Genomic DNA, 25,892 nt, shown 5'->3' with positions numbered 1-25,892 from the left:
CATGGCAGACAAAAAGGTTCTCGCCGTCGATATCGGCGGCTCGCACGTCAAGATCATGGCCAATACCGGAGGCCAGGTGCGCAAGGTGGCGTCAGGTCCGACGATGAATGCCGAGACCATGGCGACGGATTTGCGGACACTGTGGGAGGGGCTAGATTTCGATGTGATCGCCATGGGCTATCCCGGGCCGGTAGTGCACAACAAGATACTGGCCGAACCGCATAATCTTGCGCGGGGCTGGGTTGGGTTCGATTTCGAAAAGCGGTTCGGCAAGCCGGTGCGGATCATCAACGACGCGCTCATGCAGGCGATCGGCAGCTACGATGGCGGTCGCATGCTGTTTCTGGGGCTCGGCACCGGGCTTGGGGCGGCAATGATCGTCGACAATGTGGCGCAGCCCATGGAACTGGCGCATCTGCCCTACAAAAAGGGCCGCACCTATGAGGACTATCTCGGCGAAGCGAGCCTGCAAAAACGCGGCCACAAGAAGTGGAAGCACCATGTGTTCGAGGCGGTCGAGACGCTGACCGCGGCGCTGCAACCGGACTATGTGGTCATCGGTGGCGGCAATGTCGACGCGCTGGATGACCTGCCGCCCAAGGCACGGCGCGGGGATAATGCCAATGCGTTCAAGGGCGGGTTTGCGCTTTGGACGGATGAGAAGCTGGTGGTTTAGTCCACTCCAAGCCCAAGCGAAAAATCCTTGTCCTTCCATTCCCCATCGCCATTGCGGAAGGTGAAATTCAAGGTCTTGTGACCTTCAAGATCAGCAGCGGTGAACAGCACGCAATGCATGCCGAGGCCGTTGGGGACGGAGTCTTTGTCTTCCGCATGCTCCCAGCCGTCGAGGCCGAAATGTAGGGTGAACGGGTCGCAGGCTTCGATGGAGATGGCTTTGCCTTTCACGATGGCTGCGAATGGGCTCGACTCCCGCCAGTGCCACATCGTGGCCGATGGGCGCTTGCCCGCGTAGCGGGAGGCGATGACGTCGAAGAGCTCGGCCGGGCGACCGGTCGTCTGCGTGGCCAAGAGTTTTAAAAGTTCGCCATGGGCCCAGACGAGGGGCATGGCGCTGCCTGAGGGTTCGCCGGGGGCGAGGCCGTGTTCGGGCATGGCTTCGCCATCCCAGACCTGTTCGGGAATGAGGCCGCCCTTGCCCACCATGCGCAGCATGGAATTGAGATAGGGCATGGGGTCTTCGCCACTCAGCGCCGCATAGTGTCCGCGTTCGCCGGCCAGCAGCGGCCATGGGCGACCGACGCCGAGACCGTCGAAGGGCGTGCCGTCTTCGTGCTCGCCATAGCCGTCGCCATTGTAACGATAGTAGGCAATACCGGTGGGGAGTTCGGCGCGCAGCTTGGCGTCGATCAGTTTGACCGTGTCGACAATACGCCGATCATCCGCAGCGCGAAGGCCGGTGCGGACAAGGTATAAAAATTCGAGGCCGATGAGATCGCCGGCCGGTGTTTCGCCATGCTGCACATTGCGTCGGCTGATGATGCCGTCGATGCCGCCATCGACCGCTCGGGGCCCGAGGCGGATGTAATAGCCGGGGAGGTCCAGACCGGCGCAGAGATGGCCATCGACCGAATAGGTCCAATCCTCGATGCGCTCGTTCCAGCTGTCGGCGAGGGAGAGGATATAGTCGCGATCTTCGCCGGTGAAGTAATCGGCCGAGACGACGAGCGCGACGATCAGCATGGCAAGGGTAAAGGGGCTGGCGCCGGCGTTTTCTTCCCAGCGATCCTGATCGCTCATCGGGCCATTGCGGACAATGAAGCGAATGGCGCTGCGCACCATTTCTTCTTCGGGCGGAGAATTGGTCAGGTGGCCGACGGCACGGAGTTTTGCGGCGAGCATGACCGGGAGCGCCACCTCGTCCATTTGCTTGCCGCTCCAATAGCCGCGGCCATCAGGGAAGTAATTCTGCGCCCAGCTGCCGTCCTCGGCCTGGGTGCCGATGAGATAATCGAGCGTGCGGCCGGCATCTTCGTAGAGGCCAACGGTGATGAGCGCGAAGGCGGCTTCCACCGTGTCGCGTGTCCAGACCAGGTGGTAGCCGCCGGCATCGTCGTGGCTTGAGCCCCAGGGCACCGAAAGGCTCGCGACCATGGCGCCGGCATAGGTGCGGTCTTCATGGCATTTGATGACCATGGCCGAACGGCGGGCGGCTTCTTCGAGCTCGGGGGAGGCATAGGGGATGCGCAGGTGCTGGGCCCAATCCTCCCAGCTCTTCATGAAGATATCGCGGCTTTCATCGTAGGAGTCGGCGAGGCTCGACCGGGCAAGCGTGCGCGCGCCTTCCGGCGTTTCGGAAAAGCCGAGCGCGAGCACGCCATTGTCCGAGGCGAGTTCGCCCATCAGCGCGACATTGCCGCCCTTGGCCTCGGGAAAAGTCCAGGTCATGCCGCCATTGGCGGAAAAATCCTGCCAGCCATCGGAGGTACCGACAAAGCCGGCGCTGGTGCGCAAAAATCCGCCATCGGCGCGGAGGCAGAGCGCCGTGGCATTGTGGCTCGCCGAAAGATCCTTGCCGGCCACCGCATCATTCTCGCGCGCGCCATCGAGATGGGGTGCAAGGAGCACGTAAAGCCGCGCATCTTCGCCCGAAAGCGCGTAGCGGATCAGGAGGCAATCGCGCAGCGGGTGCGGCAGGATTTCGAGTTCGAGCCGGTAATGGGCGCTCTCGTGAACGACGGTGGGGAGCGGGATATAGGGCTTTGGCAGCGAAAAGAGATAAGTGTCGGCGCGCTTGAGCTCGGTCCAGCCGCCCTTGTGCGCGATGATGAAGCCGAGATCGCGTATCTGCGGGCGGCCTGTCGAGGGCCAGTAGACCTCGTTGACGATGCCATGACCGAGCGTTGCCCAGACACGGCTCGCGCCGAGCCCGGTCGTGATCATGTCCTTGTCGCTGGAAGACCATGTGGGATCAAGGCCCGGGGCGCCGGGCGGCAGTGGTTCGCTCATTTGGCATTTCGACGCTGAAGACTTCTCAGCAGGGAAGATGCCGCGGGATGGCGCTTGGTTCCAGCGCCATCCCGCACATCGGCGCGACTGCTGTTATTCACGGGTCAATGCGCGTGACCGTCGTCGAAGTCGGCCTCGCCCCGCCGCCAGTATCCGGCGGCCTTGATCAACTCCGGATCATGCCCGCGCTGCACGAAGGCGTCGCGCAACATGGTCGACATCGATGCCTCTCCTGCGATGAAGATATAGCTTTCCGGTTCGGGATCGGCAGCCGCCTGCACCACCTCGATCAGCGATTGCCCTTTCGCACGCTCCACCCAGGTGATCTCCACTCTGGCCGCAGTGTCGAAAGACTGCCGCTCCCGCTCGTCGGCGATTTCCATGAAGGCCCTGACCGTCGCGGTGCCAGGCAGTTCCTCGATCCGGCGGCCGATCGCGGGCAGGGCCGTTTCATCGCCGATCAGTACGTAGTGTTGCAGGTTGTCGGGGATCACGAAGGATGCACGCGGGCCGCCGATGCCGAGGCGATCGCCGGGTTTCGCCCTCTCGGCCCAGGCAGCGGCCACGCCGCCGTCATGCACAACGAAGTCGATGACCACCTCGCGGCGCGCCGCGTCGAAGCGGCGTGGCGTGTAGTCCCGGCCTTCCGGTTTTGGCATGCCTTCCGGCCAGTCGAGGCCATTTGGTCCCGGCACGGGCAGGCTCGGCTCCGTCCCTTCGGGCGGAAAGAACAGCTTCACGTGGTCGTCGTAGGCCAGCGAAGGAAAGTCCGAAAAGCTCGGATCGGTGAAGGTGATCCGAACCACGTGCGGCGTCAGGCGCTCATTGCTGACCACTTCGGCGAGCCGGAATTTGAGCTCGTGACGGATCCGCTGGGCAATGGGTCGATCCATGCCGTTCTCCTATTCGTAATAGATGCCGATGCGATCGCCATCGACGATTTCCACCCTGACGGGCGTTTCATAGACTGCCGAAAGCACGTCGCTGGTGATGATGTCTTGCGGCGGTCCGGCATGGGCCACCAGTCCATTTTTCATGCAGACGATATGGTTGGCATAGACCGATGCGAAATTGATGTCGTGCAGCACCAGGACGATGGTCTTGTTCAGCTCGCGCGCAGCGCGTCGCAGCTGCTTCATCATGCCCACGGCGTGGCGCAGGTCGAGATTGTTGAGCGGTTCGTCGAGAAGCACATAGTCCGTGTCCTGGCACAGCACCATGGCGACGAATGCGCGCTGGCGCTGGCCCCCGGACAATTCGTCGAGGAAGCGGTCAGCCAGCTCGTGCAGGTTGAGATAGCCGAGTGCCATGTCGATATGGTCGCGGTCATCGAGGGTCAGCCGTCCCTTGCTATGCGGGTAGCGTCCGAAGCCGACCAGGTCACGTATCGTCAGGCGAGCGGTCATGTGGTTGTCCTGCCGCAGAATGGACAGGCGTTTCGCCAGCACGTCGCTGGGCGTGCGCGTCACATCGAGCCCGTCGACCATGACCGTGCCGCTATCCATGCCCATGAGGCGGCTGATCATCGAGAGAAATGTCGATTTGCCGGCGCCGTTCGGGCCAATGATGGCAGTGATGCCGCCCTTGGGCAGAGTGGCGGTGACGCCGTCGACCACGCGCGTGTCGCCATAGGTTTTGGTAACATCATGGGCAACGATCATCGCGCAGCCTTTCGCAAAACGAGGGTGATGAACACGATGCCGCCGAGGAACTCGATAATGATCGAGAGAGCTGTGTCGAAGGCGAACAGGCGTTCCAGGATCGTCTGCCCGCCGACCAGGCAGGTTATGGCCAGCAGCACCGCGGCCGGCAGCACGTAGACGTGGCGACTGTTGCCCACGAGGCTGTGTGCCAGCGTCGCCACCAACAGGCCGAAAAACGTGATCGGCCCGACCAGCGCAGTCGATACCGCCACGAGCACCGAGACCAGCATGAGGATCGTCACCACCGTGCGGCGATAATCGACCCCGAGGTTGATGGCATGGTTGCGGCCGAGGCCAAGCACGTCAAACGTGTGCCCGATGCGCAGCGCCATAAGGCTTGCAAGCGCCGTTACCACGCAAGCAATCGCCAGTAATGTCGTATCCACCGTCGCGAAACTGGCAAAGAAACTATCCTGCAGCACCTGGAAGGCGTTGGGATCGAGCATGCGCTGCATGAACTGGCTGAAGCTGCGGAACAGAATGCCGAAGACGATGCCGACCAGCACCAGCAGGGTCAGGGAGCGTTCTTCCCCCAGAAACAGCCAGCGGAATAGCAGCGCCGAAAACACCACCATCAACACCACTTCCACGCCGAACTGCCACTGCGCATCGATGCCCGCCAGGGCGCCGGCACCCAGAAAGAACACCAGCATGGTCTTGAGCAGCACATAGAGCGCATCGAACCCCATGATCGAAGGGGTCAGGATGCGGTTGTTGGTGACGGTCTGGAACAGCACTGTCGATACCGCCACAGAGTAAGCCACGAGACACAGCGCCAGCAGTTTTCGGCCCCGGAACGGGAGGATGAAGCTCCAGCTCCCCTTGGCTCCCAGGGTCATGAAGCAGATGACAGAGATCAGTGCCAGAACCGCGAGCACGCTGATGACGATCACTGGTTGCGAGAACCGGCGCGAATGGGCCGGCGTCGTCGGTATGGCGATGCTCGATGCGCGCTCAAGCATGGCGACGGGTCCTCAGCAGCAGCGACAGGAACACGGCGGCGCCGACGACACCGACGACCACACTGATCGGAATTTCGTAGGGAAAGCGCACGAGGCGCCCGACAATGTCGCAGGCCAGCACGAAGGCGGCCCCGCCCACGGCCACCCACGGCACGGTTCGCCGCATATTGTCGCCGACCGTAAGGCTGACGAGATTGGGCACAATCAGTCCCAGGAAGGGGATGGAGCCCGCCGTCACCAGAACGACGGCGCTGATCAGGGAAACCACCACGAGCCCGAGCACCATGGCGCGCTTGTAGTTGAGACCCAGATTGGTGTTGAAATCGCGTCCCATGCCTGCAACTGTGAAGCGGTCCGCGGCGATATAGGCCAGCATCCCGCACCCGAGGCCGATCCAGAGAAGCTCGTACCGACCGCGCAGGATCCCCGAGAAATCGCCCATGTTCCATGCCAGCAGCGAGGGCAGGAGTTCATAGCGGTAGGCAAAGAAGCTGGTGACGGCGCCAACGATGCCACCCAGCATGATGCCCACCAGGGGCACCAGCATCACGTCGCGCAGAGGCACGGCGCGCAGGATGCGCAGGAACAGCGCCGTTCCGGCCAGGGCAAATGCGGCCGAGATCAGCATCTTGCCCATCAGCGGCCAACCCGGAAAAGCCAGCGTCGCAACCAGAAAACCCAGGCTCGCCGCCTCTGTCGTGCCGGCGGTCGATGGCTCGACGAAGCGGTTGCGCACGATCATCTGCATGACGAGGCCGGCGATGGCGAGAGAACTACCCGCCAGCACGATGGCGAGGGTCCGGGGAATGCGGCTGATCAGCAGCACCTGCATCGGCCGGTCCGCCGCGTCGGCTGAAAAAAGGCCGGCGAGCGACACGTCGCTCACACCCACGAACAGGCTGATGACCGCCAGGGCGACGGTGAGGAGGATAGCGAAGAGGAGAGGACGCACGGCAAATTTCCGGCAGACGCATCCCCGGCCGCAGCCGGGGATGCCGGTTGTCCTTAGGCGTTGAGGCCTGCAAGCACCTGGTCGAGCAGCAGCATGACGCCGCTATAGCCGTGCATGGTGATGTAGGCGGCCTGCGGATCGAGATAGACGATGTGCCCGTTCTGCGCGGCCTTGGTCTGGTTCACCAGCTCATTGTCGAGAAGCGCGGCGGCGGCGCCCTGCGATTCGCCGGTCCCGGCATCGCGATCGACCACGAACAGCCAGTCCGGATTGGTTTCGAGGATGAATTCGAACGACACGCCGTCGCCGCCGTGGTCGCCGTCCTTCACATCCGCCAAGGCCGAGGGGATGCCCACCTGATTGTGGATCCAGGCGACGCGGCTGTCCGGCCCATAGACACCGACATTGCCCGCATTGGTCACCAGCACCAGGGCGTTGCCCTTGCCTTCGGCCGCGGCCTTCACCTCGGCCACCTTGGCGTCGAGCGCCGCGTTGAGTTCGGCAGCCTTGTCCTGCTTGCCGAAGATCTCGCCGAGCTTGGTGAGGTTGGACTTGATGCCGCCCACGATGTCGGAATTGTCGGCCAGCGACATGTCAACGGTGGGGAGGATGTCCTTGGCGGTCGGATAGGCGGCGGCCGAGCGGGCGCTCACGAAATAGACGTCGGCTTCCGATGCGGCAATGCCCTCGAAATCCGGCTCGAACAGCGATCCGATCTGCAGCGCGTCCGCCGGTACGGCATCGGCCAGGTAGCCGGGAACGTTGGAGGACGGTACGCCCGCCACGCTCACATCAAGCGCATGAAGATTGTCGAAGGTCGCCCAGTCCTGCACGAGCACCGTCTCCGGAACACCCGGCAGCACCGTCTCGCCCTGCGCGTGCGACACGGTGATTTCTTGCGCCTGGGCAAGCGGCATCGCCAAGGCAAATGCGGCAATGGCGGCGAACAGACTGGATTTCATGACAAAGACACTCCTGTTATATGAGGGGTGCCTTAAGATAATCAGACTTATCGAGTCAACTTATAATTTGCCGCAGGCGTCAGACGGGATCGGCGGCGCCGAAATGCGCCTCGCACAGCGCGGCCAAAACCTTGACCGGCTCCCAATCCATGAGTTCCCGGCGAAAGATCATGCCCACGTCAACCGTGTTCCCTTCCAGCAGCAGGGGAATGGGCTTGAGCCGCGGTGCACTGACCGCACCGATCGCCATCGCCGGCAGCACGCTCAGCGCCTGGCTCTGTTGCAGGATCGTCAGCACCGAGAGGAGGTTCTGGCAGACGAAAGCGACGTCGGGCGTCCTTCCCAGATGCTGCACCACCGCATGCTCGGTGATTTCCCGGTAGGCGGGCAGTTCCGAATAAACGATCCAGGGATAGTCAAGCAGCATCCGGCTATCGAACGTGCCCGTGCGTTCAGCTGCCGCGAATACGGGATGGTCTTCCCGCGCGATCACGCGGTTGGTGACCTCGGTCAGGCGAACGCGCTCCAGGCCATGCCCCTCCGCCAGCGCCAGTCCGGTGAAAGCGACATCCAGCTGACCCTCGCGCAGCTGCTGCGCCGTGCGCGTATAGGTCAGCGTCGAGAATTCGATCACCAGCCCGGGAAACTGCTGCTGCAGCTGGCTCAGCACGCCGGCCAGAATTCCTGATCGCCAGATCGGTCCGCCCCCGATCCGGATCAGAGTCTTCTTCTGGGTGACTTCCGAGCGCAGCTCGTGCTCGGCGATTTCCCAGTAGCGCTCGATCCGGTTCGAGATCGACAGCACCCGCTCGCCGAAGGCCGTCGCCTTCACGCCCCGTGCGTGGCGCTCCACCAGTTGCTGCCCGAAATAGCTTTCCAGCTGCGCCAGCGAGCGCGACAGCGCCGGCTGGGTGACGTTGAGCTTCTCCGAAGCCCGGCGCAGGCTGCCTTCTTCGAGGATGGTCCTGAGGCGAAACAGATGGGTGATCTGGTCAAGCATGACGTGCCTATCCCGCGCTGGCGCCTGTATCGATTTAGTCCCGTTCGGAACGCTAGCGATAACTTTGCTGCATAGCTAGGGCGCCTCTTTGCATTTTCAAACTTGGGTGTCCACTGCTACGCCCACCGCTGAGCAGCGCATGGAACGCTGCATAGGCGCTGGTCCGAGCTTGGCCGCGCGGGAGGAAGACATGAAGAAGAAGTCCGTTCTGGCAACCTTGCTGGCAGCCGTCATGCTGCTTGGTGCATCGCCGGGAGTGATGGCCCAGGTCGCCAACGATGCCGACACGCTGGCCCTTGCTGCGGTGCTGGACAATAACAGCTTCGATCGCGCCCAGCTGCTGATCGGCAATCAGATGCAGTACTGGTCCCCGGTATTCGATACGCTGCTGGTGCGCGAGCCCAATGGCGATCTGGGCCCCAATCTGGCATCCGAATGGTCTTACAATGCCGATAACAGCGTGCTGACGCTGACCCTGCGCGAAGGCGTCACGTTCACCGATGGCACGCCCTTCGATGCCGAGGCCGTCAAGGCCAACCTCGAATATCTCAAGAACGGCGCTGGCCAGAACAGCTTCATGGTCGCGGCCGTGTCCGAGATTGAAGTCGTGTCCCCCACCCAGGTCAAGCTGACCCTGGGCGAACCCGATCCCAGCCTTCTCGAAAACCTTTCCGTCGTCGGTGGCGCCATGGCCTCTCCTGCGACGCTGGGCGTGGAATCGGCTGCCGGCGCGCCGATCGGCTCCGGCCCCTATGTTTACGATGCCGCCAATTCCCGTCTCGGCCAGCAGTATGTCTACAACCGCAATCCGGACTACTGGAATGCGGAAGCCTTCCCGTTCGACCGCGTCACCATCACCCCGATCAACGATCAGGTCGCGCGCCTCAATGCGCTCAAGTCCGGTCAGGTCGATGCCGGTTCCAGTGAGGCCCGCGCCGTCGCCGATGCCGAGGCCAACGGCCTCGTGGTCAATCGGATCGATGTGGACTGGTTCGGCTTCATCATGGCCGATCGCGAAGGCAAGATCGTGCCGGCCCTCGCCGATCCCAAGGTGCGCCAGGCCCTCAACATGGCCTTCGACGGCAAGTCCATCCTGGAATTTGTCGAACTCGGCTACGGCCGTCTCACGGACCAGATATTCCCCGCCGCCAGCGAGGCCTATCTGTCCGAGCTGGACGACGTCTATCCCTACGATCCCGAAGCGGCAAAGGCGTTGCTGGCCGAAGCTGGCTATCCCGATGGCTTCGAGATCATGCTGCCCGATATCGCCACCTTTGCCTCGTTCAACCCGATCATCCAGAAGTACCTCAACGATGTCGGCGTCACGGTGAAGTGGGAAAAGATCGCGCCCAACGCCACCATTCCGGAACTGCGCTCGGGCAAATTCCCGGCCTATGTCTTTCAGTTCGGCTATCAGGGGACGTGGTCGGAATTCCGCAAGTTCGGCTATCCGGAATCGCCCTGGAACACCTCCAAGGTGGCCGATCAGGGTCTTCTGGAGCTGCTCGACAAGGCGCAATACGCCACCGGTGACGCTCAGCTTGCCCTTTATCAGGACATCAACCGCTACATGGTCGACAATGCCTTCTACGCGCCCATGTATCGCCGCGACACCATCTACCTCACCAACAAGGAAACCGTTGTCGAGATGCAAAGCACCAATGTGATGCCGCCCATCCGCAACTACTCCAAGGCCGAATAGTCCTCCCAGACCTGTCGTGCCCGAAGGGCGGTCCGCAAGGGCCGCCCTTTCTTGTTTGCCCTTGGTCCGTATTTGCCGCCTCCTGCGCTCGGGAGCAGCCATAAGCGCTCAGGGCGTTTGTGGCGACCCATACAGCAATGCGTTTGGCTTATCGCAGTCGCGGCTTTTTGCATTATCTGCGTATCGCTTTCCTTGCTATCCAGCACTTAAGACCGGCGAGCCGAATGGCGCCGGCGCGACGGAGGACTTCCCATGATCATGCGAGGCCAGGGCGCATCTGTCGCCCGTGGCGAGATGCTTCGGCTGCGGCCAGGGGCGAATTGTCATGCTTAGTTACGTCTTCAAGCGCCTGCTCTCGAGCGTTGTCCTCCTGGCTCTTGTGACCACGCTCACCTTCGTCATGGTCTTTGGCGGTGCCGACAACGTCGCGCAGAACATTCTGGGCGACAATGCCACGACCGAGCAGATCGTGGCGCTCGAACAGAAGCTCGGCATCGATCGTCCGCTGCACGAGCAGTATTTCTCTTGGGTGTCCGGGGCCGTTCGAGGCGATCTGGGTCAGTCCTGGACGCTGGGCGAAAGCGTGGCGCGCATCCTGTCCGGCCGGCTGCCGGTCACCTTGTCCATGGTGATCCTTGCAACCGTGATCATCGGCCTTGTTTCCTCGCTCCTGGGCATCATGGCCGCGGTCCGCGGCGGTTGGGCCGATCGCATCATTCAGGTCATCAGCGTCATCGGCTTTTCGCTGCCCAATTTCTGGCTTGGTCTCATCCTGGTGGTCATCTTCGCGCTCAACCTGCGCTGGCTGCCGGCCACTGGCTATACCGATATTACCACGTCTCCCGTGGGCTGGCTGGCCTCGCTGGCCCTTCCGGTCGGCGCACTGGTGCTCTCTGGCATCGCATCCGCCTCCCAGCAGGTGCGTGGCGCCATGATCGATGCCCTGCGTCAGGATTACGTGCGCACGCTTCGGGCAGGGGGCATCAAGCCCTCTTCGGTGCTCTTCCGTCACGCCTTGCGCAATGCCATGCCCGCAGCGCTGACCGTGCTGTCGCTGCAGTTCATCGGGCTCCTCGGCGGCGCGGCCATCATCGAGCGCGTTTTTGCCATTCCCGGCCTCGGCTCGATAACGGTGCAGGCCGCGCTGTCCGGCGATATCCCAATTCTTATGGGCGTCGTTGTCACCATGATCGTCCTCGTCGTCATCGTGAATATCGCCATCGACCTGGCCAATGCCTGGGTCAACCCGAAGGTGCGTCTCTGATGTCCGCTGCAACGCCCGCTCCGGCACCGGCCGCCTCAGGCCGCGAGAGCATCGTCCTCTCTGTGCTCACCAATCCACTCGGCCTCGTCGCGGCCGTCTTGCTCACGGTCGTGATCCTCACCGCGGTATTCGCGCCACTGATCGCCCCGTTTGCGCCCGATGATCTGCAGATTTTCAAGATCAACGCGCCGCCCGGCGACGGCTACCTTCTCGGTGGCGATGGGTCTGGTCGCGACATTTTCAGTCGTCTCGTGTTCGGCGCCCGCAACACGCTGCTCGGTGCGCTGATCGCGCTCACCGTTGCTGCTGCCATTGGCGTCACGGCCGGGCTTTTTGCGGGCTATTTCGGCGGCCGCCGCGAGGTGGTCATGAGCTGGATTGCCGATGGCCTCATGGCCCTGCCGGCGCTGATCGTACTCTTGGCATTCTACCAGTCGCTCGGCTCGTCCATCCAGGTGTCCATGGTCATCTTTGGCATCATGCTCTCGCCCGGTTTCTACCGCCTGACGCGCAATCTGGTGAACGGCGTCAAGCACGAACTCTATGTCGATGCGGCGCGCGTCTCCGGCCTGTCCGACATGCGCATCATCGCCCGCCATATCCTGCTCGTCATTCGTGCACCGGTGATCATCCAGACGTCCATCGTTGCCGGCATCTCCATCGTCATCCAGGCCGGTCTCGAATTTCTCGGCCTGGGCGATCCGTCCGTCCCCACATGGGGTGGCATGCTGCAGGATGCCTTTGCCAACATGTTCGTGGTGCCCACGGCCATCCTCTGGCCCGGCCTCGCCATCTCCATCACCGTGGCGTCCTTTGTCCTGCTCGCCAACGCCATCCGCGACCGCTTGCAACAGGGCAATCGCCCGGCATCGGCCGCCAGCATGCCCAAGGTGGTATCGCGGCCAGCCGGCGCAGCCCCGGTCGACACCGACATTCTTCTCGACATCCGCGACCTCGTCGTCGGCTATCCCGGCAAGTCGGGCTGGACCGAGGTGGTCAAAGGCGTCTCGCTACAGCTTCGGCGCGGCGAGGTGCTGGGGCTCGTCGGAGAAAGCGGATCGGGCAAGACCCAGACGGCCTTTTCCGTCCTCGGCCTGCTCTCGACCGGTGGTCGCATACTCTCGGGGTCGATCTGGTTCGACGGCCGCGATATTGCCAACCTGCCCGAAAGCGAAATGCAGAAGCTGCGGGGCAAGCACATCGCCTACGTGCCGCAGGAGCCGATGAGCAATCTCGATCCGGCCTTCCGCATCGGTTTCCAGCTCACCGAACCGATGATGACCGTGCTCGGCATGTCCCGCTCCGAGGCCAAGGCACGGGCTCTCGAATTGCTTGCCAAGGTCGGCATGCCCGATCCCAAGCGCACCTTTAACGCCTATCCCCACCAGGTGTCCGGGGGCATGGCGCAGCGCGTGCTGATCGCACGGTCGATATCCTGCAATCCCGATCTGCTGATCGCCGATGAGCCGACCACGGCGCTCGACGTGACGGTTCAGGCTGAAGTCCTCGAACTGCTGCGCGATCTGCAGGCGGAAATGGGTATGTCGGTCATCCTTGTCACCCACAATTTTGGGGTCGTTGCCGACATCTGTCACCGCGTCTCCGTCATGAAAGATGGGCAAGTGGTGGAAACGGCAGAGGTCCAGTCCCTCTTTGCCCATCCTCAGCACGACTATACCCGCATGCTGCTCAGTGCCGTGCTCGATGACGTGACGCCCCGCACCTATCGTCCCCGCACGCTCAAGGAAGTTTCGGCATGAGCGACGATGTCATCGTTCAGTGCATTGATGTGAACACCAGGTTTGGGGCCCACCACGTCCTCAAGAACGTCAATCTCACCGTTCGGCCCGGCGAAACCGTGGGCCTTGTGGGCGAAAGCGGATCGGGCAAGACCACGCTGGGTCGCGCCATCCTCGGTATCGGGCCTGTGAGTTCGGGACGCATCCTGTTCGAAGGGCAGGATATTGCCGGCGTTGCACCGCGCGACCGCAAGGGCAATGCGGCAGCCATCCAGGCCGTGTTCCAGGATCCCTACACCTCCCTCAACCCTTCGATGACCATCGAGGATATCCTCGTCGAGCCGATCGTCGCCCGTCGCCAGGCAAGCGTCGACGAGGCACGGGCGCGCGTCCGTACCCTGCTCGATCAGGTGGCGTTGCCGTCTGATGCCGCCTATCGCTACCCTCGCGAGTTTTCCGGTGGTCAGCGCCAGCGCGTGGCCATCGCCCGGGCGCTGGCCCTCTCCCCGCATCTGATCGTCTGTGACGAACCTGTTTCTGCTCTCGATCTCTCTACCCAGCAACGCGTCCTCGATCTCTTCGTCGAGATTCAGGATCGCACAGGCGTGGCGTACCTCTTTGTCAGTCACGATCTGTCGGTCGTTCGCCACATCAGCCATCGCGTCGCGGTCATGCGCGGTGGCGAGATCGTCGAGTTCGGCGATTGCGATCAGGTCACCGCAAACCCGCAACACGACTACACCCGGCGCCTCCTGCTGGCCGCGCCCGTCGCCGATCCGGTGCGTCAGGCCGATCGCCGCGCCGCCCTCCGCGCCCTGAATTCCGGAGCCTAGTTCCATGCGCGCCATCATCGTCATGTTCGACAGCCTCAACCGGCGCATGCTGCCGCCTTATGGCTATGCCGAGGCGCACGCGCCGAATTTTTCCCGGCTCGCCAGCCGCACCGCCACCTTTGATCGCTGCTACGCCGGCTCCATGCCCTGCATGCCGGCGCGCCGCGAGATGCACACCGGCCGCTACAACTTCCTTCATCGCTCCTGGGGGCCGATCGAGCCTTTCGACGATTCCATGCCGGAAATTCTCGGCAAGAACGGCGTCTACACCCACCTCGTCACCGATCATCAGCACTACTGGGAAGATGGCGGCGCCACCTACCACAACCGCTATTCGAGCTATGAGTTCTTCCGCGGTCAGGAAGGTGATCTCTGGAAAGGCGTCGTCGGCCGGACCGACAACAAGCGTCTCAAGGACATCCTCTACCGCATGCACAACCAGGATGCGATCAATCGGACCTATCTTGAGGACGAGGCAGAACATCCTCAGACGCGGACCTTCGATGCCGGGCTCGAATTCATCGAGACCAATGCCGCTTCCGACAACTGGATGTTGCAGCTCGAGACTTTCGATCCGCACGAGCCCTTCTTCAGTTACGACCAGTATCACCGGCTCTACCCCGAGAGCCCGCTGGGCAATGGCGAGGACTTCGACTGGCCCCCTTATGCCCGCGTCACCGAAGGCGAGAGCACGGTCGAAAACGCCAGGCTGCGTTACCTCGCGCTGCTCTCCATGTGCGACGCCAATCTGGGCCGCGTGCTCGACCTCATGGACGAGAAGAACATGTGGGACGACACCCTTCTCGTCGTCTGCACCGACCACGGCTATATGCTGGGCGAGCGCGGCTGGTGGGGCAAGTCGGTCATGCCCTGGTACGACGAGACCATCCACACGCCCTTCTTCGTCTGGGATCCGCGCTCGGGCGTTGCCGGTGAGCGCCGCGATGCCCTGGTGCAGACCATCGACATCGCACCGACGATACTCGACTTCTTCGGCATCGAGCGGTCCGCGGATATGCTGGGTAAGCCTCTCAAGGATGCCGTTGCCCGTGATGTGCCGGTGCGCGAAGGCGGCCTCTTCGGCATCTTCGGCGGCCACGTCAGCGTCACCGACGGCCGATACGTCTATATGCGCGCCGCGGCCGATGCGGCCAACCAGCCGCTCCTCGAGCACACCCTGATGCCGACCCACATGCGCTCGCGCTTCGAGCCCAAGGAGTTTGAGGGGGCAGAACTTGTCCCGGGCTTCTCCTTCACCAAAGGTGCTCCGGTCATGCGGATGCCTGGCTGGACCATGCGCGGGCCAAACGAGTTCGGGACGTTGCTCTATGATCTCGAGGCCGATCCGGGCCAGACCACGCCGCTCCGAGACGATGCGCTCGAACTGCGCATGGCCGAGCTGCTGGTCGGGCTGCTGCGCGAAAACGATGCGCCACCCAGCCAATACGATCGCCTCGGCCTTCCCGAGACGGGACCCGTCACAGAATCGCACTTGCTGATCGAGAAACAGTGGCCCCAGATCGAGCGCGGCCAGCGTCGCGGGCCGACCGTCCACGATTTCGCGCGGGATGCCGTGATTGCGACTGTTGATGTTAACAGTCTGCTAACAAATTCGGATGTGCGGTGCATAATTGTGGATGCTCTCCCCGCCCTCGGCGGACAGGCCGTACCCCCCATCTTCAACGACAAGACGTTGCTCGAAATCGCGGGCATGGTTCCGCATTTGGACAAGTCCCGTCTCGACCAGATCGAAGCCTCGCTCCAATCCCTCATGCCGGCCGAATAGCTAGCGATTACAGGACTTTATCATGCGGCCTAATATCATTTTTATCATGAGCGACGACCATGCTGCACGGGCGATTTCCGCCTACGGTGCCGGTCTGAACAACACGCCTAACCTTGACCGTCTGGCGAACGAAGGCATGCGCCACGACGCCACTTACGTCACCAATTCCATCTGCACACCCAGCCGCGCCGCGATCCTCACCGGCACGTACAACCACGTAAACTGCGTCACCACCCTCTACACCGAGATCGACAATCGATTGCCCAATGTTGCCAAGCACTTGCGCAGGGGCGGTTATCGTACGGGCATGTTCGGCAAGTGGCATATGGGCGAGGGTCCGGCGCATAATCCCACCGGTTTCGATGATTGGGCGGTGGTGCCCGGGCAGGGCGACTACTGGGATCCAAAGTTCATTTTCCCCGACAATTCCCGCCGCCGCATACCGGGCTACGCCACCGACATCATCACCGATATGAGCCTTGATTTCATTGAGAAATCTGGGGACCAGCCGTTCTTCCTGATGTGCCACCACAAGGCGCCGCATCGCAATTTCGAGCCGCATCCCAAGTACAACCACCTCTGGGCCAACGAGGATATTCCTCTGCCCGAGACCTTCAACGACGACTATTCCAACCGTGCCGCCGCCGCAGCCGCCGCAAAAATGCGCATCCGCTCGGACATGAATTACGAGGACCTGGGTCTCGTAACCCCTTCTGGCCCCGCAGAAAAAGTCGGGCCGCTCATGCTTGATTTCATTCCGTTCATGCGCAAGGTGCCCGAACTTCTGCCCGGTCAGACCATCACGGTCATATGCTCGGAAACCGGCGAGAACTTCACATTCGACGACCCGCAGAAATTCGCCGAGTTCAAGTTCCAGCGCTATATGAAGCGCTATCTGCGCACGGTACAATCCATCGACGAGAACGTTGGACGGCTTCTCGACTATCTCGATGAAAAGGGTCTGACCGAGAACACGATCGTCATCTACACCTCCGACCAGGGTTTCTTCCTCGGCGAACACGGCTGGTTCGACAAGCGCTTCATGTACGAGGAGTCGCTGCAGATGCCCTTCCTCGTCCGCTATCCTGCTGCAATCAAAGCCGGATCCGTCAGTGCCGACATTTCCTGCAACGTCGATTTCGCTCCGACTTTCCTCGATTACGCCGGCCTGCCAGTCCCGAGCTACATGCAGGGACGATCAATGCGCGCAGTCCTTGAAGGCAGGACGCCCGACGATTGGGAGCAGCTTACCTACCACCGGTATTGGATGCACAATGACGACATCCACGAAGCTTGGGCCCACTACGGTGTGCGGGACGGCCGCTACAAGCTGATCTACTGGTACAATGACGACTTGGGCATTCTGGGCGCCCGTCCCAATGGAGCGCCACCGGAGTGGGAGCTTTTCGATTGCGAAAAGGACCCGCACGAACTGACCAACGTCGCGGCACATGCTGCCTATTCCGGGATTTTTCGGGACATGCTCGCCAAGCTCGACGCCAAGATGGCAGAGATCGGCGACGTGCCCGAGCATGACAGCACAACGGTGCTGGCTGGTCTCACGGCCTGAAGGACGCAGTGAAATGTCGCTTCGCATAGGCACCGTTGCCAATGGACCAGCATCGAGGGTGGCCCGATGAGCTCGTGCTGCGGTTCGTCGCGCGGATTGGCAGTCATCGCATCCGCTGACGCTGCTGCCGGGTTCAGCCGCGGCGGTTCGCCATCCGGGGTGATCCGGGTGCGCGGCGGTCGGACGTTTGTCGGTACCGACACCCCGGAAATCGCCCAGGACGGGGAGGGCCCCAAACGCGCGATTACCCTTGCGGACTTCGGTCTCGAGGCGGAAACCGTGACGGTTGAGCGCTTCGCATCCTTTGTCGAGGCGACCGGCTATGTCTCCGAAGCCGAGCAATTCGGCTGGACGTCCGTCTTCTTTGGCGATTCCGCCCATCTTTCGGCCGCCTCGGCCGTTGGATCGCGCCTTCCTTGGTGGCACCGCGTCGATGGCGCTCATTGGCGCCATCCGGAAGGACCTGGGAGCAATATTGACGATCGGCTGGATCACCCCGTCACCCAGGTCTCATGGACCGACGCGAAGGCCTTTGCCGCCTGGGTGGGCGGAAGGTTGCCGACTGAGGCGGAATGGGAACATGCGGCGCGCGGCGGCGCCCAGGATCGTCGCTTTCCGTGGGGCGAAGCCGAACCAGATGACGAAGCCATCCATGCCAACATCTGGCAGGGCCAGTTCCCGCACCGGAATACGCTTGCGGATGGCCACGAACGCACGGCTCCTGCCCGGAGTTTCGAGCCCAACTCGCTCGGTTTCTACAACATGGCCGGCAATGTCTGGGAATGGACTGCCGACGCCTTCAAGGTGCGGTCACTCTCGAAGCAGGCACGTCTTCGCAATGCGCAGGCGCTTGAGCATTCCGAGAAAGTTCTCAAGGGCGGCTCGTTCCTCTGTCACATTTCATACTGTTACCGTTATCGCATAGCGGCGCGTATGGCGCTGTCCCCCGATAGCGCCGCAAGCAATGCCGGTTTTCGCGTCGCCTACGATCTCTGACCGCGCGGCCTGACCCGCCGCTGCTGCTCGCCACACTATCCTTTCCGCGTCGCACTGTTGCGCCGCGAGCCAACGTTTTGAACTGGCAGATTTATGCCGATCTACCTGCCCATCGCCGAATTATCTGTCGACCTCTTCTTCCTTTTGGGAATTGGAGCTGCGATTGGTTTTATCTCGGGACTGTTCGGTGTCGGCGGCGGATTTTTGCTGACGCCCATGCTGTTGTTTGCTGGTGTTCCTGCTCCGGTCGCCGTCGCGTCGGTGACGGCTCAAGTCGTCGCCTCCTCGACATCTGGTGCGCTATCCTACTTCAGGCGTGGCGCCATGGACACCAAGATGGGGGGGTATCTTGTCCTCGGCGGCGTGTTCGGCTCGGCGCTGGGTGTATGGATATTCGGTATCCTCAGTGCGTTGGGACAGCTGGATCTGTTTCTTTCGCTTGGATACCTGGTTCTGCTCGGATCCGTCGGCGCGCTGATGTTCGTGGAAGCCGCGCGTACCCTGTTCAAGCGCCAAAACGAAAAAACCGTTGTCAGGCGGCGGTTGCCGGGACAGGCACCTTGGGTACAGCGTCTGCCGCTGCGAACACGCTTCCGCAAGTCCCAACTCTACATCTCGGTGATCCCGGTTGTTTTGATCGGATTTTCCATAGGCATCATCGGTGCCTTGCTCGGCATCGGCGGGGGTTTCGTGCTCGTCCCCGCACTCGTTTACATCCTGCGCGTACCCGGCAAGGTGGTGGTCGGCACCTCGCTACTTCATCTCTTGGCCGTCATGGCTATGACCTGTTTCCTCCACGCGATCCAGACGCAGTCCGTCGACACCCTCCTCGCCTTCTGTCTCATGGTGGGCAGTGTCGCCGGAGCGCAGTTCGGCGCATCGGCCGGTCAGCATTTGCCGGGAGAGAGGCTGAGAATCCTCCTTGCAATGCTTATCCTCGCCATTGCCTTCCGTTTCGGCCTCGGCCTGCTGATCGCCCCGGCAGACCCGTTCACCCTGACCCAGCTCGGCTTTGGAGAAGGTTGATGCGCACGCTGATCTGGATGCTCGTGCTCGGGTTCATCGCTCTCAATCCAGGCCGGGTGTCCGCCGAGGTCGAGGTGGTCATGACAAATTCCGATCCGGTTGTTGCCGTACATTCCAACTTTCGTGGACAGGCTGTCACACTCTTCGGGACGGTCGAGACGCCGCCGCCAGAAGGTCAGAGCTATTCCGTCGTTGTGGTTGTCCAGGGGCCGTCATCGGATTGGGTAGTGCGCGAAAAAACGCGCCAGTTCGGGCTGGTGCTCAACGCGCAGTCGGCGACCTATGAACGCGTTCCGAGCTACTACGGGATTTTCTCCAGCAGTCCGCTTGAGCAATTAGGCCTGTCCGGACTGTCGGTGTTCGATCCGACGGCTCTTGCCAAATCCCTGCGCGAAGACGTTTTTGCGCCCGACTTTGACGGAGAACTGGTCCGTTTGATGCAAGCGCGGGGCAGATTTTCGGTTTCAGATAGGGGTGTCGTCATGCTGTCTTCCACCGCCTTTTCGGTGCGCGTTCCAATCGCGTCGAACGCCACCAATGGTCTCTATCTTGCACGCGCCTTCGTCTATGCCGGTGGGGAGCGCGTAGCCGATAGTACGACGCGGTTCACAGTTCGCACGCAGGGATTCGAGCGCTACGTTGCTGACGTGGCGCGCTCGAATCCGCCGCTTTATGGCCTCGTGACGATCCTCATTGCGCTCGGCACCGGTTGGCTGGGCGGTGTGCTGTTCCGTCGTTGATCAACGCGGCTGGCGTCGATCAGCCTCTGCATTCCTGCGGCGTCAGCCCAAAGCGACGTTTGAAGCAGGTGGCGAAATATTGGCTCGACGTAAACCCGGCTTCAAAGGCGATGTCGGTCACCGAGGCCGTTGCTCTTTCCGCCAGCCACTTCTTGGCTGCCTCCAGACGCACCATCTGGAGATAGCGTACCGGCGTCATGTTCGTAAGGGACTGGCAGTGTTGGGAGAATTGTGTTCGCGACAGCCCGCATTCCGCGGCCATGTTGTCCAGCGTCCATTGTTCGTCGAGGGCATGCGTCAGCCGATCGAGGAAAATCTGGACCGTCCGCTTGGAGCTCGCCAGGTCCTCGTCCAACATCGGCGCCTGATGTTCGAGCTGCTCGGTGAATTGCAGCAGCATTAGCGAAATCAACAGCCGCAGGCGCGTTTCACTGCCCGCAATGTCGCCGGCGGCGACCAACTCGCCGATCTCGTGGAAGCTGCGGGCGACATCTCGGCTCGCCGTCAGCACATGCTGTTCGTTGCGCGAGAGCAGGGTTGTGAGGCGCGCCGTGTCGCGCTCGGGCCAGGCCATCCAGTCGGGCCAGAGCCAATCCTCATGCGGCCGCCGCACGCCGACATCGAACAGTACCCAGATGATCTGGCTGGCCGAAACGTGCGGGTCCCCGAACTGGTGCAGCTGCCAGGGGCGCACCACGAACATCTGTCCCTCGGTCAGCTCGTGGCGCTGGCCATCGACTTTCAGCACCATGCTGCCACGCGCCAGATAGGCGATCTTTACGCCCTCGTTGCAGTGCTCCTTGAGCCCCCAGTCCTGCGATCGCGCTGCGTCCCAGCCGCCGACGGAGAGAACTTGCGGCAGCGCATCGCCAAGCGGGGTTCCTGGATACTTGCGTCGCGTCCAGGCATTGAGCGTCACCTTGCCCTCGATCGACGCCTTGTAGAGATCAGAGCAATTGCCGGCATAGAGCAGGGCGCCCGGTTCGGTGAACACGGCCGGTCTCGATACGGCCGCGATACGAGCCTCTGCGTTCATCTGCTGCTCCGGTTGTATAAATTCTACCACTGTACGCATTCGAACGCGGCGCGTGCCAAGCTGCGCAATGATCGTTACGTTCGCTTCTGGCCGTCACGCTAGTGAGGCGAGTGCCCGCAAGTCAACCAGAATAGCGAATAATGCTATCGACCAGGACTTCGCGGGCGACGGAGGATAAGTGGTGAAGGCCGGCAATGGCGGCGTTCGAATTTTGCCGATGGTATCGATTGCAATTTTTGTTGCACGTACCTCAGCGGGGTTTCGTCGCGGCAGTCTGGCGAGGGGTGAGGCATGAAGCTCGGCATCAATCTGCTGTGCTTGACCGATTTTGTGACTGTGGAGCATTTGCCGGCTATCCGGCAGATCAAGGCGCTCGGCTATGATGGTGTCGAGGTGCCCGTACTGTCGGGTGACGCAGCGCATTACGCCTGGCTCGCCCGCGAACTGGACGCCATTGGCCTTGAGCGCTGCACTACCTCGATCGTCCCTGGCCCGGACGTAAGCCCTATTGCCGATGACGCCGACATCCGCGCCCGTGGTCGACAGCATCTCGATTGGGCGCTTGATTGTGCGATCGCGCTGGGGGCGCAAAGTGTCGGCGGGCCGATCCATGCGCCGATCGGACATTTCACCGGAACCGGACCGACGGAAAGCGAACTGTCCTACGGGGCCGAGGTGCACCATGCTCTCGCCGAGCGGGCCGAGCGCAACGGCATCTATCTCAGCCTTGAGCATCTCAACCGTTTCGAGACCTATTTCCTCAACACCACGGCCCAGTGTCGCGACTACGCCCGGCGGGTGGATCATCCGGCGTGCCGGATCATGTACGACACCTTCCACGCCAACATCGAAGACCGGGATCAGGTCGAGGCCTACGAGATCGTTTCCCCGCATGTGGGCGTGGTCCATATCTCGGAAAACGATCGCGGCATTCCGGGGCGCGGGCACATCGACTTCACCGCCATCATGGGTGCCGTGCGTCGCTCCGGTTACGACGGCTGGGTGACGCTCGAAGCCTTCGGTGCCGGCCTGCCGGCAATCGCGGCGGCGACGCGCGTCTGGCGTCCGCTGTTCCCGGACTATGAGACGCTCTTTGCCGAAAGCGCCGATTTCATACGCCGTACCTGGGACGCAGCGGGACGGGAGCTGGCTGCATGACCGGCACGCCCGTCATAGAGATGCGCGAGATCACCAAGTCCTTTCCGGGCGTGAAGGCGCTGCGTGGCGTGTCCTTCGCCTGCGGGCGTGGCGAGGTGCATGCGCTTTGCGGGGAGAACGGCGCGGGCAAGTCGACGCTGATAAAGATCCTGTCGGGCGTCTATCGTCCCGATAGTGGCGAGGTATTGATAGACGGCACTGCACAGCACTTCAGTCACCCGCAGCAGGCGCTGCTGGCTGGCATTTCTGTCATCTACCAGGAATTTTCCCTGCTGCCCGAGCGCACCGTGGCGCAGAACCTGTTCCTCGGCCGCGAGCCGCTGCGCAACGGGCTCGTCGACAACCGCGCCATGGTCGAAGAGACGCGACGCGTGCTGGCGTTCTTCGGCGGCCGACACCGGATCGAGCCGGATACCCTGGTTGCGGACCTCGATGTCGCAAGCCAGCAGATGGTCGAGATCGCCAAGGCGATTTCGCTCAATGCCAAGGTCATCGTCATGGACGAGCCGACCGCGGCGCTCAATGAGTCGGAATGCGAGGTGCTGTTCGGTCTCGTCGAGCAATTGCGTGCCTCGGGTACGGCCATAGTCTACATCACGCATCGCATGCGCGAAGTCACGCGGGTGGCGGATCGTGTCACGGTCATCAAGGACGGCGAGGTTGCCGCGGCCTTCGACCACGTGCCTGCGCCCGATGTCGTCGTGCGTGCCATGGTCGGTCGCGATATCTCGGAATATTATCCCGAGCCGGCAACCCCGGCCGAGATCGGCAGGCCGGTCCTTTCGGTTGCTGCGGGCACAAACAGCGCGCTGCGCGACATAAATCTTCAGTTGCACGCAGGCGAAATCGTCGGTTTTGCCGGACTGCAGGGGGCAGGGCGGACGGCTCTGGCCATGGCGCTGTTCGGCGCTAGGCCGTTCACGTCTGGAACCATGACGCTCGACGGTCAAACGGTCCAGCTCAATTCGCCGCGCGACGCGATACGGGCCGGGATCGGCATGCTGCCGGGAGATCGCAAGGCCAGTGCGCTCGTGCTGATGCAATCGGTTCGGGACAACGGCATGCTGACGGCGCGGGCTTTTGCCCGGCTGTGGGGCGGCAAGGATAGTAATCGCTTCACCGATCTCCATGGCATGAATGCGCTGCTCGACCAGATGAAGGTGCGTGCGCCGTCCTACGAGCAGGAGATGCGGTTCCTGTCGGGCGGCAATCAGCAGAAAGCAATCGTTGCCCGTTGGCTGGCGCTCAAGCCCAAGGTGCTGATCTTCATAGAGCCGACCCGTGGCATCGATGTCGACGCCAAGGCCAGCATCTACCACCTGATGCGCGACCTGGCGCGTGCCGGCACGGCCGTGATGATGGTTTCGTCCGATCTGCCTGAAATCCTCGGCGCCTCGGACCGCATCCTCGTCATGCGGGAAGGCCGGATCGTCGGCGAATTCGGCCGCTCGGCAACGGAAGCCGAGCTGATGCTCGCAGCCACGGGCGAAACGGAGGTCGCGGCATGACCGAGGCTTCCCTGCCCACGCCGCCGCGCCGCTTCCGGTTCGACCGCCATGCTTCCAGCATCCTTCTGGCTGCCGCGATCCTGATCTACGTAGTCCTCGTGATCGCGCTCGGCCAGACGCGCTTCCTGACACTCGAAAACCTTATCGCCATTCTCGGCCGCTCGATCACACTCGGGATCACGGCCATCGGCCAGACCTTTGCCATCCTCGTGGCCTCGATCGACCTCAGCGTCGCCAGCGTCATTTCGGCTTCGGCTGTAGTCACCTCGGTGGTGATGAATGGCGACCCCGCCATGATGCTGCCGGCTGTTGCGGCAGTCCTTGTGCTCGGCGCGGCGGTCGGGCTGGTCAATGGCCTCGTCATCGCCAAGCTCGAGGTCAATCCGCTGATCGCCACGCTCGGCATGTCGCTGATCATCCAGGGCGTGCTGTCCTACTACTACAACAATTTCGCGGGGAACGTTCCTGCCGAGTTCCAGATCTTCGCCTATGGCTCCTGGGGCATCGTGCCGTATTCACTGATCTTCATGTTTGCCCTCGCCGGGCTCGCCTGGTTCGTCCTCAAATTCACGCGTTTTGGCTCCGATGTCTATTCGGTCGGTGGCAACAAGGATGCGGCACGCCTTGCCGGCATCAAGACGGCGCGCGTCGTCGTCGGTGCCCACGTCATCTGCTCGCTCTGCGCCGCCATCGCCGGCATCTATCTCGCCTCGCGCCTCCGCTCCGGCGCGCCCTGGATCGGCGCCGAAGGCGTCTATGATCTCGAGTCCATCGCTGTCGTCGTCATCGGCGGCACGGTCCTGGCCGGTGGACGCGGCGGCATCTGGGGGACGATGGCGGGCGTCATCATCTTCTCGCTCATCGACTCCATCTTCAACGTGGCCGGCGTGGACGCCTTCGTCAAACAGGTGCTGCGCGGCATCATCATCGTCGCCGCGGTTGCCTTCTACGCCGCCCGTTCGCAAAGGCCGGTAGCATGACCGACCAGACCATTGCCCGCCCCGAGCCGACCCGGCGCAACTGGCTGCAAATCAACCCCGTCTACGTGCTTGTCGTCGCGTTGATCATCGCGATCATCATCATGAATCCGGCTTTCGGCGAGCCCACCGGCTACATGAACTTCCTCAAGCGTGTCACCGCCCTGGCCATCCTGTCGGCCGGCGCACTCTATGTTATCGTCTCGGGCGGCTTCGACCTTTCCGTGGGGTCGATCATGACGCTCACCGTCATCGGCTCCTCGATGCTGGCCAGCAACGATCCCAATTCGACCTATTGGATCATCCCTTTGATGCTCGGCATCGGCGCCGTCATCGGCCTCGTGAACGGTCTTGTCGTCAGCTATCTCAAGGTGCCCTCGCTGATCGCCACACTGGGCATGATGATCACGCTCAATGGTGTCGCCTTCATGTGGTCCGGCGGCGCCCCGCGCGGCTATCTGCCGGATACGTTCCGCTTCTTCGGTCGCTACAACATTGCCGATGTCCCGGTCATTGCCATCCTGCCCATAGCGGTCCTGTGTCTTGTCGGCTTCGGGCTCATTCTCTGGTGGGGAATGCATCGCACCAACTTTGGCCGGATGCTGCACGCCGTGGGTGACAACCCGCAAGCCGCGCGCCTCGCCGGTGTGCCGGTGGCGCGAGTCCGTATTTCGGCCTTTATCGTCTCCGCGCTGACGGCGGTGCTGGCGGGCGTCATCCTGGGCGGTCGCGCCGGCGTATCGGTCGATATCGGTTCAGGGTTTGAATTGCAGGCCATTACCGCTGCCGTCATCGGTGGCGCTCAACTGCTTGGCGGACGAGGCTCGGTGCCGGCCACAATTGCCGGCGCCCTGGCGCTCGAAGCCATCTTCACCCTGCTCAATCTGCTTGGACTGGCGCAGCCGGTTCGCCTGGTCGTGCAGGGGCTCATTCTCATCGGAGCGGTCGCGCTTGCTACCTACCAACGCAAGCGATCGGGCCGATGAGCGATGCCGGACGGCACAAGCCGCC

At 62.4% G+C, this 25,892-nt stretch carries 22 protein-coding genes; 14 read left to right on the top strand and 8 right to left on the bottom strand.

Annotated features, from left to right (window positions below; translation table 11 throughout):
- Position 1 precedes the first annotated feature (1 nt).
- Positions 2–676 (top strand): ROK family protein, encoded by a 675-nt coding sequence (locus CCK88_RS13400; protein ID WP_086471106.1) that lies wholly within the window; start codon positions 2–4, stop codon positions 674–676.
- Here the strand turns inward: CCK88_RS13400 and CCK88_RS13395 are convergent.
- From CCK88_RS13395 to CCK88_RS13365, 7 genes are all read right to left on the bottom strand, one after another.
- The gene (locus CCK88_RS13395; protein WP_086471105.1) at positions 673–2,967 is read right to left on the bottom strand and encodes a glycoside hydrolase family 15 protein; all 2,295 of its coding nucleotides are present in this window, start codon (positions 2,965–2,967) and stop codon (positions 673–675) included. The genes CCK88_RS13400 and CCK88_RS13395 overlap by 4 nt on opposite strands.
- 104 nt (positions 2,968–3,071) lie before the next feature.
- Positions 3,072–3,860 (bottom strand): siderophore-interacting protein, encoded by a 789-nt coding sequence (locus tag CCK88_RS13390; RefSeq protein WP_086471104.1) that lies wholly within the window; start codon positions 3,858–3,860, stop codon positions 3,072–3,074.
- Between the two features lie 9 nt (positions 3,861–3,869).
- Positions 3,870–4,628, bottom strand: coding sequence for an iron ABC transporter ATP-binding protein (locus CCK88_RS13385; RefSeq protein ID WP_086471103.1), 759 nt, complete (start codon positions 4,626–4,628; stop codon positions 3,870–3,872).
- Positions 4,625–5,632: an iron chelate uptake ABC transporter family permease subunit gene (locus tag CCK88_RS13380; RefSeq protein ID WP_086471102.1), complete on the bottom strand. Its 1,008-nt coding sequence runs from the start codon at positions 5,630–5,632 to the stop codon at positions 4,625–4,627. Before CCK88_RS13380 ends, CCK88_RS13385 begins: the two co-directional genes overlap by 4 nt.
- Positions 5,625–6,584: an ABC transporter permease gene (locus tag CCK88_RS13375; protein WP_086471101.1), complete on the bottom strand. Its 960-nt coding sequence runs from the start codon at positions 6,582–6,584 to the stop codon at positions 5,625–5,627. Before CCK88_RS13375 ends, CCK88_RS13380 begins: the two co-directional genes overlap by 8 nt.
- Positions 6,585–6,637: 53 nt before the next feature.
- Positions 6,638–7,546 (bottom strand): siderophore ABC transporter substrate-binding protein, encoded by a 909-nt coding sequence (locus CCK88_RS13370; RefSeq protein ID WP_086471100.1) that lies wholly within the window; start codon positions 7,544–7,546, stop codon positions 6,638–6,640.
- A 79-nt stretch (positions 7,547–7,625) separates the two neighbouring features.
- Positions 7,626–8,546 carry a LysR family transcriptional regulator gene (locus CCK88_RS13365; protein ID WP_086471099.1) on the bottom strand — a complete coding sequence of 307 codons (921 nt, stop codon included), beginning with the start codon at positions 8,544–8,546 and terminating at the stop codon, positions 7,626–7,628.
- A gap of 190 nt (positions 8,547–8,736) precedes the next feature.
- Here CCK88_RS13365 and CCK88_RS13360 point away from each other — a divergent pair, with 190 nt between their 5' ends.
- The 9 genes from CCK88_RS13360 (at position 8,737) to CCK88_RS13320 (ending at position 20,202) form a co-directional block, all read left to right on the top strand.
- Positions 8,737–10,248 (top strand): ABC transporter substrate-binding protein, encoded by a 1,512-nt coding sequence (locus CCK88_RS13360; RefSeq protein WP_086471098.1) that lies wholly within the window; start codon positions 8,737–8,739, stop codon positions 10,246–10,248.
- Between the two features lie 325 nt (positions 10,249–10,573).
- Positions 10,574–11,512 (top strand): ABC transporter permease, encoded by a 939-nt coding sequence (locus CCK88_RS13355; RefSeq protein WP_086471097.1) that lies wholly within the window; start codon positions 10,574–10,576, stop codon positions 11,510–11,512.
- Positions 11,512–13,272: a dipeptide/oligopeptide/nickel ABC transporter permease/ATP-binding protein gene (locus CCK88_RS13350; RefSeq protein ID WP_086471096.1), complete on the top strand. Its 1,761-nt coding sequence runs from the start codon at positions 11,512–11,514 to the stop codon at positions 13,270–13,272. The genes CCK88_RS13355 and CCK88_RS13350 overlap by 1 nt, the downstream gene beginning before the upstream one ends.
- Positions 13,269–14,084 carry an ATP-binding cassette domain-containing protein gene (locus tag CCK88_RS13345; protein ID WP_086471095.1) on the top strand — a complete coding sequence of 272 codons (816 nt, stop codon included), beginning with the start codon at positions 13,269–13,271 and terminating at the stop codon, positions 14,082–14,084. Before CCK88_RS13350 ends, CCK88_RS13345 begins: the two co-directional genes overlap by 4 nt.
- Before the next feature lie 4 nt (positions 14,085–14,088).
- Positions 14,089–15,870: a sulfatase family protein gene (locus CCK88_RS13340; protein WP_086471094.1), complete on the top strand. Its 1,782-nt coding sequence runs from the start codon at positions 14,089–14,091 to the stop codon at positions 15,868–15,870.
- A gap of 22 nt (positions 15,871–15,892) precedes the next feature.
- Positions 15,893–17,440, top strand: a complete 1,548-nt coding sequence (locus CCK88_RS13335) for a sulfatase family protein (RefSeq protein ID WP_086471093.1) — start codon at positions 15,893–15,895, stop codon at positions 17,438–17,440.
- 66 nt (positions 17,441–17,506) lie between these two features.
- Positions 17,507–18,436 carry a formylglycine-generating enzyme family protein gene (locus CCK88_RS13330; protein WP_086471092.1) on the top strand — a complete coding sequence of 310 codons (930 nt, stop codon included), beginning with the start codon at positions 17,507–17,509 and terminating at the stop codon, positions 18,434–18,436.
- A 93-nt stretch (positions 18,437–18,529) separates the two neighbouring features.
- The gene (locus tag CCK88_RS13325) at positions 18,530–19,462 is read left to right on the top strand and encodes a sulfite exporter TauE/SafE family protein (protein WP_086471091.1); all 933 of its coding nucleotides are present in this window, start codon (positions 18,530–18,532) and stop codon (positions 19,460–19,462) included.
- The gene (locus CCK88_RS13320; protein ID WP_086471090.1) at positions 19,462–20,202 is read left to right on the top strand and encodes a TIGR02186 family protein; all 741 of its coding nucleotides are present in this window, start codon (positions 19,462–19,464) and stop codon (positions 20,200–20,202) included. Before CCK88_RS13325 ends, CCK88_RS13320 begins: the two co-directional genes overlap by 1 nt.
- A gap of 19 nt (positions 20,203–20,221) precedes the next feature.
- On the opposite strand, the gene CCK88_RS13315 is transcribed toward CCK88_RS13320, so the two are convergent.
- A complete protein-coding gene (locus CCK88_RS13315; RefSeq protein WP_170926489.1) occupies positions 20,222–21,238 on the bottom strand; it encodes a helix-turn-helix transcriptional regulator in 1,017 nt (338 codons plus the stop codon).
- A gap of 291 nt (positions 21,239–21,529) precedes the next feature.
- Between CCK88_RS13315 and CCK88_RS13310 the strand changes: the two genes are divergently transcribed.
- Genes CCK88_RS13310 through CCK88_RS13295 form a run of 4 tightly spaced genes read left to right on the top strand, consistent with a single transcriptional unit; the run spans position 21,530 to position 25,867 of the window.
- On the top strand, positions 21,530–22,396 hold the full coding sequence (locus tag CCK88_RS13310) for a sugar phosphate isomerase/epimerase family protein (protein WP_086471088.1): 867 nt from the start codon (positions 21,530–21,532) through the stop codon (positions 22,394–22,396).
- Positions 22,393–23,904: a sugar ABC transporter ATP-binding protein gene (locus CCK88_RS13305; protein ID WP_086471087.1), complete on the top strand. Its 1,512-nt coding sequence runs from the start codon at positions 22,393–22,395 to the stop codon at positions 23,902–23,904. Before CCK88_RS13310 ends, CCK88_RS13305 begins: the two co-directional genes overlap by 4 nt.
- Positions 23,901–24,884: an ABC transporter permease gene (locus CCK88_RS13300; protein WP_086471086.1), complete on the top strand. Its 984-nt coding sequence runs from the start codon at positions 23,901–23,903 to the stop codon at positions 24,882–24,884. The genes CCK88_RS13305 and CCK88_RS13300 overlap by 4 nt, the downstream gene beginning before the upstream one ends.
- The gene (locus CCK88_RS13295; protein WP_086471085.1) at positions 24,881–25,867 is read left to right on the top strand and encodes an ABC transporter permease; all 987 of its coding nucleotides are present in this window, start codon (positions 24,881–24,883) and stop codon (positions 25,865–25,867) included. Before CCK88_RS13300 ends, CCK88_RS13295 begins: the two co-directional genes overlap by 4 nt.
- Positions 25,868–25,892: the final 25 nt, after the last annotated feature.

The organism is Devosia lucknowensis, assembly GCF_900177655.1.
Taxonomy (GTDB): domain Bacteria; phylum Pseudomonadota; class Alphaproteobacteria; order Rhizobiales; family Devosiaceae; genus Devosia; species Devosia lucknowensis.
Note: the sequence above shows the minus strand (reverse complement) of the source record. Positions and strands in the feature narration are given on the sequence as shown.